We start from the raw sequence: 13,405 nt of genomic DNA on the forward strand, positions 1-13,405 counted from the left end.
CATCGCAAGGATCACGTAAAGACACGCCAGAAAACGCCCATCAAAGAAATGCCGGCAAAATTGGCGGCTTCTTCAGCAACCTGCTAGATCGGTTCACCGCTTCGCGGAATCGGTTCGCCGACCCAATGCTTTGATTTGACGCAATTCCGGACGGAGAACCGGTTTCCACTTCTCCTGGAATTGCTCTAGATCCGCTCACCCTTCACGGAATCGGTTCGCCGACCCAATGCTTTGATTTGACGCAATTCCGGACGGAGAACCGGTTCCCACTTCTCCTGGAATTGCTCCAATACCTTCAAATTCCGCTCAGACCGTCCGACCCGATATAGGCAATGCGGAGCAAATTGGTCGCGCCGGGCGTGCGAAGCGGTACGCCGGCAGTGATGATGACGCGATCGCCGGGCCGCGCGAAACCTTCGGCGAAGGCGATGCGGCAGGCGCGGTCCACCATGTCGTCGAGATCGGCGGCGTCCGGCGTGACCACGCAATGCGTGCCCCAGACGAGCGACAGGCGGCGCGCCGTCTCGACAACCGGCGACAGCGTGATGATCGGCACCTGCGGGCGCTCGCGTGCTGCGCGCAACCCGGTCGTGCCGGACGCCGTGTAGCAGATGATCGCCGACAGGTTGAGCGTCTCGGCAATCTGGCGCGCCGCCAGCGATATGGCGTCGGCGCCAGTCGCTTCGGGCTCGGTGCGCTGCGCATAGACGATGCCGGCATAGGTCGGGTCGCGCTCGACCTGCTCGGCAATCGCGTTCATGGTCGTCACGGCTTCGACCGGATATTGCCCGGCCGCCGATTCGGCAGACAGCATGATGGCGTCGGCGCCCTCGAAGACGGCCGTGGCGACATCCGAGACCTCGGCGCGTGTCGGCGCCGGGGCTGTGATCATCGATTCCAGCATCTGCGTGGCGACGACCACCGGCTTGCCGGCACGTCGCGCCGCACGGGTGATCTGCTTTTGCAGGCCGGGGACGGCCTCCAGCGGCATCTCCACGCCGAGATCGCCGCGCGCCACCATCAGCCCATCCGACAGTTCGATGATCTCGCTCAGCCGGGCCACGGCCTGCGGCTTCTCGATCTTCGACATCAGCGCGGCGCGGTTGCGCGCGACCTTGCGCACCTCGGCGAGATCCTCCGGGCGCTGGATGAAGGAAAGCCCGATCCAGTCGACGCCGGTTTGCAGCACCGCGTCGAGATCGCGCCGGTCCTTGTCGGTCAGCGCGCCGACGGGCAGTTCGGTGTCGGGCAGCGCCACGCCCTTGCGGTCGGAAATCTTCGTGCCGGCGACGACCACGCATTCGATCGCCTTGCCGTTCGACTTGACCGCTTCCAGCTGCAACTTGCCGTCGTCGATGAGCAGCCGCTCTCCGGGCTTCACCGATTTCAGGATCTCTGGATGCGGCAGGTGGACGCGCGTGGCATCACCGGGCTCGTCCCTGTCGTCGAGCGTGAAGGTTTGTCCCGGCTTGAGTGCGGCGGACTTGTCCTTGAAGGTGCCGACGCGCAGCTTCGGCCCCTGAAGATCGGCCAGAATGCCGATCGGGCGCTCAACGGCGCGCTCCACCGCGCGGATGCGGCCGACGAGACTGCGCATGAGGTCGTGGTCGGCATGGCTCATATTGATGCGGAAGACGTCGGCGCCGGCTTCGAAGAGCTTGCGTATGGTCGCCTCGTCGGAGGAAGCCGGCCCCAGCGTGGCGAGAATCCTGACCTTGCGGCTGCGTTTCATTGGCTACCTGTTCCCGTGGCGGCCGGCGGGCCGTCTGTTGCGGGTTCGTCGGTCAACTGAACCATCCAGCTTGCCTGCTCCCCCGTGTCATATTCCTGGAACCCGGCGCGCTGGAAGCCGCGTGGAATGCAGTTCTCCACCCCGGTGATTTTGAATTCGCTCTCCGCGATGCACATATTGATCGGGCCGTCCCAACGTCCGCCGCGCTCGGCGTCCTCGGCATAGAGATAATAGTAGCGCGACGACAGCGGCCCCTCGAGCAGGGTCTTGCAGGTCGAGCCTTCGACATGCCACCACCCCTCGGTGATCCAGCCCGAGTTCGCCCGGTAGCCGATCGCCACGCCGACCAGATTCTGCGTGGCGTTGCAGACGCGAAAATCAGCATGGGCCGTCGACGGCGCCGATATCACGAAAAATGCGGCAAATACAGCAAGGAGGGGCGAGATCACCAGGCGGGACGCGCTACTTGCACCCGAAAGCCTCATGCCGGCTCCCCTTCTCGCTCGACAAATCATTCATTCGTTGTTCCTTTTCGGCAAAGTCGCTCACCATGTCAACGCGTCGGCGTGCGGCAACTCGATCCTGGCACGCCGTCCGGCTTTTATTGGGCATGTCTGTGCATCTTTGGAGAAAAACGCGTTGCGCCGGCGCGCCGCGCGCGGATATGGATGTCCTTCTCGCCAATCCTCCACAATCCGGCAACCCACCATGACCCGTTCACCGAGTTTTGCGCCGTTCGAGATCATTGACCGGCCGCGCGATCGCGGGCTCGTCATTCTGGCCGATCACGCGCGCCGCAATCTGCCGGACGATTATGGTGATCTCGGCCTGCCGGCGACGGAGTTCGAGCGTCATATCGCCTATGATATCGGCGTGGAGACGGTGACGCGCCGGCTCGCCGAACTGCTCGATGCACCGGCGCTCATGGCCAATTTTTCCCGCCTGCTGATCGATCCCAATCGCGGCGAAGACGATCCGACGCTGATTCGCCAGCTCTATGACGGCACGATCATTCCAGGCAACTATCCGATGGCGCCGCAGGAGCGGCAAACGCGCCTCGAGCGATTCTACCAGCCCTATCACGATGCGGCCGCCTCGATGATCGCCTCGGTCGCCGAAGCATCGAATTGCGCGCCGTTCGTCGTGTCGGTTCATTCCTTCACGCCGACCATGCAGGGCAAGGCGCGGCCGTGGCATGTCGGCATTCTTTGGGACAGCGACGACCGCGCCGTGAAGCCGATGCTGGCGGGGCTCGGCAGCGATCCGATGCTGGTCGTCGGCGACAACGAGCCCTATGACGGGGCGCTGCGCGGCGACACGATGTTCCGCCATGCCATCGTCAACGGGTTTGCGCATGTGCTGATCGAGATCCGCCAGGACCTGATCGCGACCGAGGAGGGGGCACATCAATGGGCCGCGCGACTGGCGCCGATCCTTGACGAGATCAACAAGCAGCCCGATATCCACGAGGTGAAGTTTTTCGGATCCCGCACGGGACCGGTTTGAGGAGAGCGCAATGGCCGACCTGACCCCAGAGCAGCAGCGCGATTTCGAGGCAGCCGCCTTCCGCCGGCTGCTGGAGCATCTGCGCGGCCGCACCGACGTGCAGAATATCGACCTGATGAATTTCGCCGGCTTCTGCCGCAACTGCCTGTCGAACTGGTATCGCGAGGCGGCCGAGGCCGAGGGCGTGGCCCTGTCGAAGGAGGAATCGCGCGAGATCGTCTACGGCATGCCCTACGGCGAATGGCAGGCGAAACACCAGAGCGAGGCCTCGGGCGCGCAAAAGGCGGCTTTCGAGCAGAACCGGCCGAAGGATCATCAACAGGGAAAGCGCTGATTCACTCACTGTGCGCTTGTTCGGATATACATCGCGTATGTAGTGTGTCTCTTTGAAGGCCCATTGAGGCGTGGTGCGTGAGCTAATCTCGAACAGATTCGGTAATGACTGTCTTTCTGCCCCGGGTTACGAGCGCGAGTAGACCTGTGATGATAGAACCCAGTACCCAAATAAACATCAACATCCCTGTACCGATTGTGCCGCCGATTGCGGTAGCAGCCGCAACAGCACTATCATTGCTCGATATTCCGTCGCCAATCATCTGCCAATAGCTGACTAGCCAAAGTAGCATTAGGCCGTTGAAGGCCAAAAAAACTATAAGAAAAAACCAGCCAAAGAAGCCGCGCTTCCGAATCTCTTTTCTAACAGTGGTTGCCATTGCTTTGGATTCCTTGTTTTCTTACCATTGACAAGCATCGCGCAGCGGCGCAATTTCATTTTCGAGCCCTGTAATGTCAAATGTCGCTGTAAACGGGTTCTCGTTATAAGGAGTCATACGGACGATCATTCGCGACTTACCAAGCATCTGCTTAATGACAGGAATGGATCGACTGCCGTTCCATAATCCTAGCGCGATTGTTTGTAGATTCGTTGCCACGTACGGTGCGAGCTTTTTCTTGGTCGATCCTAAATGTAATATCCCCATAATCATTGTATTGGCTCGATGTCATATGGCAGCCCGTTGAAAAGATTAGTGAAGTCGTATTCTCAAAACATCGAACAGTAACGTCTATCTTCTTGCCGCGGTTTCAGCCGCAATTGATTTCTTCTTCTGACTTGATTGTTATGTATACGTTTGTCTGATCAGTAAGTTTTGACGTCTCTTTTCGAATTTGCCACCTACCTGATGGTGTGGAAACTTGCTCTTGGCTTGGTGTGCGGCCGGCTTGCTTATCGTAGCATGCCAGACGGCCCAAATCGTTCTCTATGGTAATGCAGGCACTTTGAGCCGCAACGGCACTTCCGCTCGCCACAGTGGCAACAATAACAAATACCGCTCTCATTTCCCCCCTCCACTTGCCTTGTCATCGTGGCGCAAGATTACCGTTGGATCAACCACTACGAGCTTTGAGTTGTGGCGTCTCTATAATAGTTGTGGGCAGGAACGAATGCTGAGGGCAAGCGGGGGATAAGCGCTATTATTGTCGTCGCAGGTCGAGATCGAGCACCAGCCGCGGCAGCATGCGCCCGGGGATGGAACCGGACGGCGTTCTGCCAGCATCTTGCGCCCCGTGGCGGCGATAAAAGCCGGCCGCGTCCGGATCCGCGTCGATGGTCATCGTCGTCGCGCCGCGTTTCATGGCCTCGTCCCTGGCCCAGGCCATGAGCAACCGCCCGACGCCGCGGCCCATGAAACCCGGCTCGACGAACAGTTTTTCGAGGCATGCTTCGTGCCCGGCGACCGAGATTTCGGCCATGCCGGCCGGTGTGCCGTCCGCTTCGGCAACCCGGATCGTTTCCGTGGCGAGGTCGTTCTCGCGCAAGGTCAGTTCGTTGGTGCAGGCGCGCATGAAGGTTTCGGAATAGCCCCAATGCGCCTTGGAGCGCAGGCAAAGCGCGGTCAGCGCGGCGCTTTCGCCGGGCAGGGGCGGACGAAGCCGGATGCCGCCGGGCTCGCGGGCCGTCAGCTTTCCTGCAGTTCCTCGCGTAGAATTTCGAGCTCCAGCCATTCCTCCTCCATCGCCGCCAGTTCGGCGCGCTTCGTGTCGAGCTCGCCTGTGATCTTGGCAAAGCCGGCGGCGTCGCGCGAATAGAAGTCGGGATCGGCAAGACGCGTTTCAAGCCGGGCGATCGTCGCCGTTGCTTCCTCGATCCGGCCGGGCAGCGTTTCGAGGGCGAACTTCTGCTTGTAGGAGAGTTTTCTGGACGGGCTCCTCGTCTGGCCCTTGGCCGCCGCGTTGCTATCAGGCTGCGCCCGGCCCTTGCTGTCGACCTTCGGTTTTTCCGCCCGTGCGCCGAGGCGGGCGGTTCCGCGCTGGGCGAGCATGTCGGAATAGCCGCCGGCATATTCGACCCAGCGTCCCTCGCCGTCGGGCGCCAGCGTGCTCGTCACCGTGCGGTCGAGAAAATCGCGGTCGTGGCTGACGAGGATCACCGTGCCATTGAACCCGGCGACGAGCTCCTGCAACAGGTCCAGCGTTTCCATGTCGAGATCGTTGGTCGGCTCGTCGAGCACCAGCAGATTGGCCGGCCGTGCCAGGATGCGCGCCAGGACGAGCCGCGCGCGTTCGCCGCCCGACAGCTCACGCACCGGCGTGCGCGCCTGTTCCGGCTTGAACAGGAAATCTTTCATGTAGGAGACGACGTGGCGCTCCTCGCCATTGACGACAACGCTGTCGCCGCGCCCGTCGGTGAGGTAATGCTGCAGCGTCTCGTCGGGGTCGAGGCTGGCGCGTTTCTGGTCGAGCGTGGCGATTTCCAGATTGGCGCCGAGCCGCACCCTGCCTTCGTCCGGCGCGAGGTCGCCAATGAGCATGCGCAGAAGCGTCGTCTTGCCGGCGCCGTTGGGGCCGACGAGCCCGAGCCGGTCGCCGCGCTGGATGCGGATCGAGAAATCCCTGACCACGGGCTGGTCGCCATAGGTCTTGGAAATGCCCTTCGCCTCGATCACCAGCTTGCCGGAATCGGCGGCATCGCCGGCGGCGATCTTCGCCAGTCCTTCGGCATGACGATGCGTGCGGTGGCGCTGGCGCATGGCGTTGAGCTCGCCGAGCCGGCGCATGTTGCGCTTGCGCCTTGCCGTCACGCCGTAGCGCAGCCAGTGCTCCTCACGCACGATCTGACGCCCGAGCTTGTGCTGCTCGCGCTCTTCCTCTTCCAGAACCTGGTCACGCCAGGTCTCGAAATGGGCGAAGCCCTTGTCGAGCCGGCGGGTCCGGCCGCGGTCCAGCCAGACGGTTGCCCGGGTGACGCGCTCGAGGAAACGGCGGTCATGCGAGATCGTGACCAGGGCCGAGGAGCCGCGCATGAGTTCGTCTTCCAGCCATTCGATGGTCGACAGATCGAGATGGTTGGTCGGTTCGTCGAGAAGCAGGATATCGGGCCGCGGCGCCAGTGCGCGGGCCAATGCGGCGCGCCTCGCCTCGCCGCCCGACAGCGTGTCGGGAAGCTCGCCGCCCGTCAGGCCGAGATTGTCCAGCAGATAGCTGGCGCGATGGGGGTCGTCGGCTGGTCCCAGTCCGGCCTCGACATAGGCCAGAACGGTGTCGAACCCTTCCATGTCGGGGGCCTGCGGCAGATAGCGCACCGTCGCGCTCGGCTGGCGGAAGACCTCGCCGTCCTGCGGCTCGATCAGGCCGGCGGCGATCTTCAGGAGCGTCGACTTGCCCGAGCCGTTGCGCCCGACCAGCGCGATGCGGTCGCCGGCCTGGGCGGAGAGCGCCGCTCCGTCGAGCAGCGGCGTGCCGCCGAAGGTCAGATGAATATCATCGAGATTGAGAAGCGGAGGCGCCATCGTGTCGGTTCAGCGGTTGGTGTCGGGAGAAAGATGAGCGAGCAGCAACGCGCGTCCGGCGCCGAGCGTTATTTCAAGCTCGCCGGAAACGGCGTTGGATAGGGTGAGCGAGGAGCCGAAGGCTATCTCGACATTGTCGAGCGGCCACCGCGCTCCAGTGACGCTCAGCCCGGAGAGCGCTGAGAAGGCCAGGATGCTGAATACCGTGCCGTCTGGATAGTCGAAGCGCTTCGTTGCGATCGGCAGGGGCGTGGCCTCCTGGTCGCCGCTCGTCAGGATGACCGGTGTGCCGGCCTCGGCCAGGCTGATGGCCGCGGTCTGGTGCAAGAAGGCGTGGTCGGCGCGCTCGCCGCCGAAGGCGCCGACAAGGACAAGCGAGGTTGCGCCGCGCTCGATGGCGGTTTCGACGGCGAGTTCACCGTCGGTCTTGTCCTTTTCGCGCGGAAAGACCTGCCGCTCGATGGTCGGCGCGGCGGCAATGTCGGCCTCGCTGACGGAATCGAAATCGCCCACCCAGAGTTCGGGCGTCACGCCCAGGCCCGGCGCATGGCGCATGCCGCAATCGGCGGCGATGACGTGGGCGCCGGCAAGCTGGGCTTCGAGGCGGGACGTGCGCACGAGGTCGCCGCCCAACAGGATCGCGAAAAGGCTCATGGCCGGGGCCATAGCATTGTGGGCGGGAGGAGGGGAATAGGGAAGGGAGATAGGGGAGCAAGGGAATAGGGGAGTAAGGGAACAGGGCAGCAAGGTCGTGGAGCAACAGGGAAAGCGAATGATCGAACATCGATTTCCGGAATGACCGGTTTTTGTCGGCATCGCTTGACAGCGTTATGGCCCCTATCAATCTCACTCCCCTACTCCCCTACTCCCCTACTCCCCTACTCCCCTACTCCCCTACTCCCCTACTCCCCTACTCCCTTGCACCGCCGCAACCACCACACTATGGTCGGCCCGCTCTAACGGGGTGCCGCGCATCTGCGCGGCTGAGAGGCTGACGGGACGACCCGGCCAACCCGCTGAACCTGAACCGGTTTGCACCGGCGGAGGGATTAGACGCTTCACCAGCAGCGCCTCGATTTCCCTTCAACGCATGAGAGGAGGCGTATATGCGGATATTTACATTGCTGACAGCCGCCGCGACCGCGGCATTCGCGCAGGTCGCGTCGGCCGACACGCTCACCGTCTACACCTATGAAAGCTTCACCGCCGAATGGGGCCCCGGCCCGCAGGTCGAAAAGGCCTTCGAGGCGGAATGCGGCTGCGACCTGGAATTCGTCGCGGTCGCCGACGGCGTGGCGCTTCTCAACCGCGTCAGGCTGGAAGGCGAAGCGACCAAGGCCGACATCGTGCTGGGGCTCGACACCAATCTGACGACCGCGGCAAAGGCGACGGGGCTATTTGCCGAGCACAACATCGACACGGCAGCGATCACCGTTCCCGGCGGCTGGTCGGACGACGTCTTCGTGCCTTACGACTACGGCTATTTCGCCGTCATCTACGATACCCAGCAGATGACCACGCCCCCCGGCAGCCTGAAGGAACTGGTCGAGGGCGACGCGGGCCAAAAGATCGTCATTCAGGACCCCCGCACCTCGACGCCGGGTCTCGGCCTCCTGTTGTGGATGAAGGCCGTCTATGGCGATAAGGCGGGCGAGGCCTGGGCCGAGCTCAGCGACCGTATCCTCACCGTCACGCCCGGCTGGAGCGAGGCCTACGGGCTGTTCACCAGCGGCGAGGCGCCGATGGTGCTGTCCTACACCACTTCGCCGGCCTATCACATGATTGCCGAAGACACGGAGCGCTATCAGGCGGCGGGTTTTTCGGAAGGTCATTATCTGCAGATCGAGCTCGCCGGCCTGACGACGAGGGGAACCGAGAACCCGCTTGCGCGGCAGTTTCTCGCCTTCATGACCGGTCCGGCCTTCCAGGATGTCATACCGGAGACCAACTGGATGTTTCCGGCGGGCAAGACCAGCGAGCCGCTCGACCCGGCCTTTTCCAAGCTGGTGAAGCCGCAAGAGACGCTGCTGATCGATGCCGAAACCGTGGAGGCCAACCGCCAGGCCTGGGTGGATGAATGGCTGTCCGCGATGAGCCGCTGACACGGCCGCGCGGCGCGGTCCATGAATGGCGCGGCCTCGCCGGATTGGCATTCATTGGCCTTCTGATCGGCGGGGCGCTGCTCGGGCTCGTGGCCGAAGGCGCGCGCGATCCTTCGGGCGCTCGCGACGCCTTCGATCCCTATCTCGCCCGGGTGGTGCGTTTCACGCTTCTGCAGGCGATCCTGTCGACGCTGGCGTCGGTTCTGCCGGCGATCGTCGTGGCGCGCGCCCTTTCGCGGCACGGCGCCTTTCGCGGCCGCGGGCTCTTGCTGCGGCTTTTCTCCGTTCCTCTCGCCCTGCCGCAGATCGTGGCGGCGCTCGGCGTTCTGGCGCTCTTCGGGCGCGCCGGGCTGCTGGCCGATCTCGCGAGCGCGTCGGGGCTGGGGCACTGGCCGAGCATATACGGGCTTTCGGGCATCCTGATCGCCCATGCCTTTTTCAACGTCCCGCTCGCCGCTCGCCTTCTTCTGCAGGCGCTCGATACGATCCCGGCCGATCATTGGCGTCTGGCGAGCCAGCTTGGCATGGCGCCATGGTCGACCTTTGGTCTCATCGAATGGCCGGCGATGCGCGCCGCCTTGCCCGGCATTGCGGGCCTCGTCTTCATGCTGTGCGTCACATCCTTCACCATTGTCCTGACACTCGGCGGAGGCCCGGCGGCGACGACGCTGGAAGTGGCGATCTACCAGGCCTTGCGCTTCGACTTCGATCCCGCGCGGGCGCTGGTTCTGACCGCGTTGCAGCTTGGACTGACCATTGCGATCGTCTGGCTGCTGGCGCGGCTCGGCGCCGACCTGGCAGGCGAGACATCGATTGCCGTCTCGCGGCGCCGATACGCCGCCATCGGAGGGGTAGAGACGCTGTTCAACGCCGCCGTGCTCATGCTCGCGCTCGCCTTTGTCGGTGGCCCCATTGCTGCCATCGTCGCAGGCGGGCTGGAAGCCGATCTCGGTCGCCTCATCGGGGAACACGCGGTGCGCGCCGCGCTTGCCACCAGCCTCGTCCTGGCCTTCGTCGCCGCCATTCTATGTTGCCTTCTCACCTTCGGGCTCGTTTCCGGGCGCAAGCGGCTGGAGGCGCGGCGGCGCTCTTCGCCGGCCGGATTGGCCGAGCGCCTGATGGACAGCGGCACGGCGCTCGTCCTGGTCGTGCCGCCTATCATCATCGGTGCGGGATGGTTCCTGCTTTTGCGCCTGTTCGCCGATGCCTTCGCCTTCGCGCCGGTCATGGTGGTCTGCGTCAATGCGGTGATGGCGATACCGTTCGTCGTGCGGGCGATTCGTCCGGCCCATGATTCGGCCTTCGACCGCCATGACAGGCTCTGCCGGCAACTCGGCATAACGGGCATGGCGCGGCTGAGGCTCGTCGACTGGCCGGTGATGCGCCGGCCGCTGGCGACCGGCTTCGCCTTTGCCATGGCGCTTTCGATCGGCGATCTCGGCGTTATCGCGCTGTTCGGCAGCGAGCAGGTGCAGACGCTGCCCTATCTGCTGCTTGCCCGCATGAGCAGCTATCGCACCGCCGATGCGGCCGGCATCGCCCTCATCCTTGCCGTCTTCTGCTTTTTGCTCATCATGCTGGCCGAAAGGCTGGGAGGCGAGAAACGGTGAGCGGAGCGGAAATATTCGACATCACGATCGACAAGGTGCGCTTCAGCTATGACGGCGCGCCGATGCACTTCGATGCGACGATCGCGGCCAATGCGATAACGGCGCTGATCGGGCCGAGCGGGTCGGGCAAATCCACCCTGCTCAACCTGATAGCAGGCTTCGAGACGCCGTCGCAGGGGCGCATCCTTTTTGCCGGACGCGACCATACGGCCGTCGCTCCGGCCGAACGCCCGGTCTCCATGGTCTTTCAGGAAAACAACCTGTTTGCCCATCTCGACGTCGCCGCCAATGTCGGGCTCGGGCGCTCACCGTCCTTGAAGCTCGACGAGGCGGACCGTGACGACATTTCCACCGCGCTCGAGAGGGTGGGACTTGCCGGCAAGGACAAGCGCCTGCCGCGCGAACTTTCGGGCGGCGAGCGCCAGAGGGTGGCGCTGGCCCGAGTTCTGGTCAGAAACCGTCCGGTGCTGCTGCTCGACGAGGCGTTTGCCTCGCTCGGCCCGTCGCTGCGCCGGGACATGCTGGACCTGGTGGGCGAATTGCAGCGTTCCCGCGCCATGACGGTGTTGATGGTCACGCACGATCCGGCCGATGCATTGCGCATTGCCGCGCATACGATTTTCCTGGAAAATGGGTGTGTCGTCGCAAGCGGTGACACGGCAACGATGCTCTCGGGAAAGGCGCCGGCGCAGGTGCAGCGCTATCTCGGCGGCAAAGTTCGTGATGCCGGGGACACAATTGCCCGGAAGGAGACATAATTCTTGGGCAGAAGGCGCCAGCGTAACCAAGTATTCACCAAATCAGCGCGATTGGTTTGCATCAGGGCCGGAACCAAGGCGGCGTTTGTCGCTTGTCTTAGAGCAATTCCAGGAGAAGTGGGCACCGGTCGCATGGTCGCGGGAAGGATTCGGACTGGCTATCTGATGTCTGCAATTGAAGGTCGGGCAGACGGCGCGTGGAACGCGCGTCGAGCGATGAGTATTCTTGCCGTTGCATGTCTGTGCGCGTTTGCCGCCGCCTGCCAGATGGCGAACGGCCCGATCAGCGAGTCCGCGTTCACGCCGTCGAACAATCCGGTGACCGTCGAGACGGTGACGCGCAACGACCGGCTGGCGGAGATCGCACGGGCCCAGCATCCGCGCATCCTGGCGACCTATGGGGGCGAGTATTCCGACCCCAAACTCGAGCGCATGGTGGCCAAGATCGTCGGCAATCTGACGACGGCGTCGGGCGATCCGGACCAGACCTACCGCATCACCATTCTCAACTCGCCCAACATCAACGCCTTCGCCCTGCCCGGCGGCTATCTCTACGTGACCCGGGGCTTGCTGGCGCTGGCCAATGATTCGGCGGAGCTGGCCACGGTGATCGCCCACGAGATGGGGCATGTCACGGCCAATCACGGTATCCAGCGCCAGAAGAAGGAAGCCGAGGAACAGCTCGCCTCGCGCGTGGTCGGCGAGGTTCTCGGCGGCGGCGGTTCGGTCGCCCAGGCGAGCCTGGTGCGCGGCAAGCTGCGCCTGGCGCAATTTTCCAGGAACCAGGAGCTGCAGGCCGACGAGATCGGTATCCGCACCACCGCCAAGGCCGGCTATGATGCCTATTCCGCGGCCCGCTTTCTGCAGGCCATGGCGGCCTATTCGGACCTTCGTTCGGTCAGCGGCGCGCATGACACCAGCCTCGACTTCCTGGCGTCCCACCCCAATGCGCCGCAGCGCATCGATCTGGCGCGGCGCCATGCCCGCGAATACGGGCCGGAAGGCACCGGCCGGCGCGACCGCGACAGCTTTCTCGAGGGCGTGGACGGCCTGTTGTTCGGCGACAAGCCGGAAGAAGGTTACGTGCGCGGCAATACTTTCCAGCATCCGGGCCTCGGGATCAGCTTCTCGGTTCCCGAAGGCTTCGTCATCGACAATTCGGCCACGGCCGTCACGGCGGCCGGCCCGGGCGATGTCGCGATTCGCTTCGACGGCGTGGCGCTGCGCCGCAATATCAAGCTCACCGACTATCTCCAGAGCGGCTGGGTCGGTGGGCTTGACGGGAACAGCGTGCGCGCCGTGACCATCAACGGCAACGAGGCGGCGACGGCGCGCGCGCGCTCGGATGGCTGGCAGTTCGCCGTCACCGTGGTCAGGGCCGACGACCGGGTCTACCGCCTCTTGACGGCCGCCCCCGCGTCGAGCTCGGCGCTCGAGCCGACCGCGCAACTGGTCGGCAACAGCTTCCACCTGCTGAGCGCTGCCGAGCGCCGGGCGCTCAAGCCGTTGCGGGTGCGCGTGGTGACCGTGCGTCCGGGGCAGAACGTCGCCTCGCTCGCCGCGCAGATGAAAGGCGTCGGGCGGGCGCAGGAACTGTTCCGGCTGATCAACGCCCTGCCGCCCGGCGGCGGTGTCTCGGCCGGCGATCGGGTCAAGATCGTCACCGACCGCTAGCGCGCGTTCGCTTCAAACGGAAATGTTTGAAGCAAAGATATGCGCGCCAAATCAATATGCTGGAACATGTACCTTTCGCTCAAACGATTCCGTTTGAGCGGGACATGTTCTAAGCGGCGGGGTTTCGGACGGAAAAGAAGGTTCCACGCCTTCAGGAGCCAACGGCAGGCGCTCCAGTCAAACGCCTGCCGTCTTCAAGATGTTGGATCGGTTCATCGATCTCGGTGCGGCGCGG

At 63.8% G+C, this 13,405-nt stretch carries 14 protein-coding genes and 1 riboswitch; of the genes, 6 read left to right on the top strand and 8 right to left on the bottom strand.

Translation table 11 applies throughout. The features are described from left to right. Positions 1–295 precede the first annotated feature (295 nt). Complete coding sequence (gene pyk / locus GM909_RS17855; RefSeq protein ID WP_157018338.1) at positions 296–1,732, bottom strand: pyruvate kinase; 1,437 nt, start codon at positions 1,730–1,732, stop codon at positions 296–298. Continuing rightward, positions 1,729–2,217 carry a DUF1036 domain-containing protein gene (locus tag GM909_RS17860; RefSeq protein ID WP_157018340.1) on the bottom strand — a complete coding sequence of 163 codons (489 nt, stop codon included), beginning with the start codon at positions 2,215–2,217 and terminating at the stop codon, positions 1,729–1,731. Before GM909_RS17860 ends, pyk begins: the two co-directional genes overlap by 4 nt. 223 nt (positions 2,218–2,440) lie before the next feature. On the opposite strand from GM909_RS17860, the gene GM909_RS17865 reads away from it, so the two are divergent. Both GM909_RS17865 and GM909_RS17870 read left to right on the top strand, forming a co-directional pair. Further along, positions 2,441–3,238: an N-formylglutamate amidohydrolase gene (locus tag GM909_RS17865; protein ID WP_157018342.1), complete on the top strand. Its 798-nt coding sequence runs from the start codon at positions 2,441–2,443 to the stop codon at positions 3,236–3,238. Positions 3,239–3,248: 10 nt separating this feature from the next. Beyond that, positions 3,249–3,572: a DUF1244 domain-containing protein gene (locus GM909_RS17870; RefSeq protein WP_157018344.1), complete on the top strand. Its 324-nt coding sequence runs from the start codon at positions 3,249–3,251 to the stop codon at positions 3,570–3,572. A gap of 82 nt (positions 3,573–3,654) precedes the next feature. Here GM909_RS17870 and GM909_RS17875 read toward each other — a convergent pair whose 3' ends face one another. The 6 genes from GM909_RS17875 to GM909_RS17900 all read right to left on the bottom strand — a co-directional run bounded on the left by GM909_RS17875 (position 3,655) and on the right by GM909_RS17900 (position 7,680). Continuing rightward, entirely contained in the window at positions 3,655–3,951 is a 297-nt protein-coding gene (locus tag GM909_RS17875) for a hypothetical protein (RefSeq protein WP_157018346.1), read from the bottom strand. 21 nt (positions 3,952–3,972) lie between these two features. Further along, positions 3,973–4,224 carry a type VI secretion system-associated protein TagO gene (locus tag GM909_RS26505; RefSeq protein ID WP_157018348.1) on the bottom strand — a complete coding sequence of 84 codons (252 nt, stop codon included), beginning with the start codon at positions 4,222–4,224 and terminating at the stop codon, positions 3,973–3,975. A gap of 97 nt (positions 4,225–4,321) precedes the next feature. After that, a complete protein-coding gene (locus GM909_RS17885) occupies positions 4,322–4,576 on the bottom strand; it encodes a hypothetical protein (RefSeq protein ID WP_157018350.1) in 255 nt (84 codons plus the stop codon). A 135-nt stretch (positions 4,577–4,711) separates the two neighbouring features. Next, positions 4,712–5,242: a GNAT family N-acetyltransferase gene (locus GM909_RS17890; RefSeq protein WP_157018352.1), complete on the bottom strand. Its 531-nt coding sequence runs from the start codon at positions 5,240–5,242 to the stop codon at positions 4,712–4,714. Beyond that, a complete protein-coding gene (locus tag GM909_RS17895) occupies positions 5,197–7,026 on the bottom strand; it encodes an ABC-F family ATP-binding cassette domain-containing protein (protein WP_157018354.1) in 1,830 nt (609 codons plus the stop codon). The genes GM909_RS17890 and GM909_RS17895 overlap by 46 nt, the downstream gene beginning before the upstream one ends. Positions 7,027–7,035: 9 nt before the next feature. Continuing rightward, entirely contained in the window at positions 7,036–7,680 is a 645-nt protein-coding gene (locus tag GM909_RS17900; RefSeq protein WP_157018356.1) for a thiamine diphosphokinase, read from the bottom strand. 296 nt (positions 7,681–7,976) lie between these two features. Further along, positions 7,977–8,092, top strand: a riboswitch (TPP riboswitch). A gap of 40 nt (positions 8,093–8,132) precedes the next feature. On the opposite strand from GM909_RS17900, the gene thiB reads away from it, so the two are divergent. The 4 genes from thiB to GM909_RS17920 all read left to right on the top strand — a co-directional run bounded on the left by thiB (position 8,133) and on the right by GM909_RS17920 (position 13,170). Then, complete coding sequence (thiB, locus tag GM909_RS17905; RefSeq protein WP_157018358.1) at positions 8,133–9,128, top strand: thiamine ABC transporter substrate binding subunit; 996 nt, start codon at positions 8,133–8,135, stop codon at positions 9,126–9,128. Further along, positions 9,104–10,738 (top strand): thiamine/thiamine pyrophosphate ABC transporter permease, encoded by a 1,635-nt coding sequence (thiP, locus tag GM909_RS17910; protein WP_157018360.1) that lies wholly within the window; start codon positions 9,104–9,106, stop codon positions 10,736–10,738. Before thiB ends, thiP begins: the two co-directional genes overlap by 25 nt. Next, complete coding sequence (gene thiQ, locus GM909_RS17915; protein ID WP_268890781.1) at positions 10,735–11,496, top strand: thiamine ABC transporter ATP-binding protein; 762 nt, start codon at positions 10,735–10,737, stop codon at positions 11,494–11,496. Before thiP ends, thiQ begins: the two co-directional genes overlap by 4 nt. A gap of 216 nt (positions 11,497–11,712) precedes the next feature. Further along, positions 11,713–13,170, top strand: coding sequence for a M48 family metalloprotease (locus GM909_RS17920; protein ID WP_157018362.1), 1,458 nt, complete (start codon positions 11,713–11,715; stop codon positions 13,168–13,170). The last annotated feature ends 235 nt before the right edge of the window (positions 13,171–13,405 follow it).

Origin of the sequence: Mesorhizobium xinjiangense (genome assembly GCF_009749525.1) — a bacterium.
In the GTDB taxonomy this organism is placed as follows: Bacteria; Pseudomonadota; Alphaproteobacteria; order Rhizobiales; family Rhizobiaceae; genus Mangrovimarina; species Mangrovimarina xinjiangensis.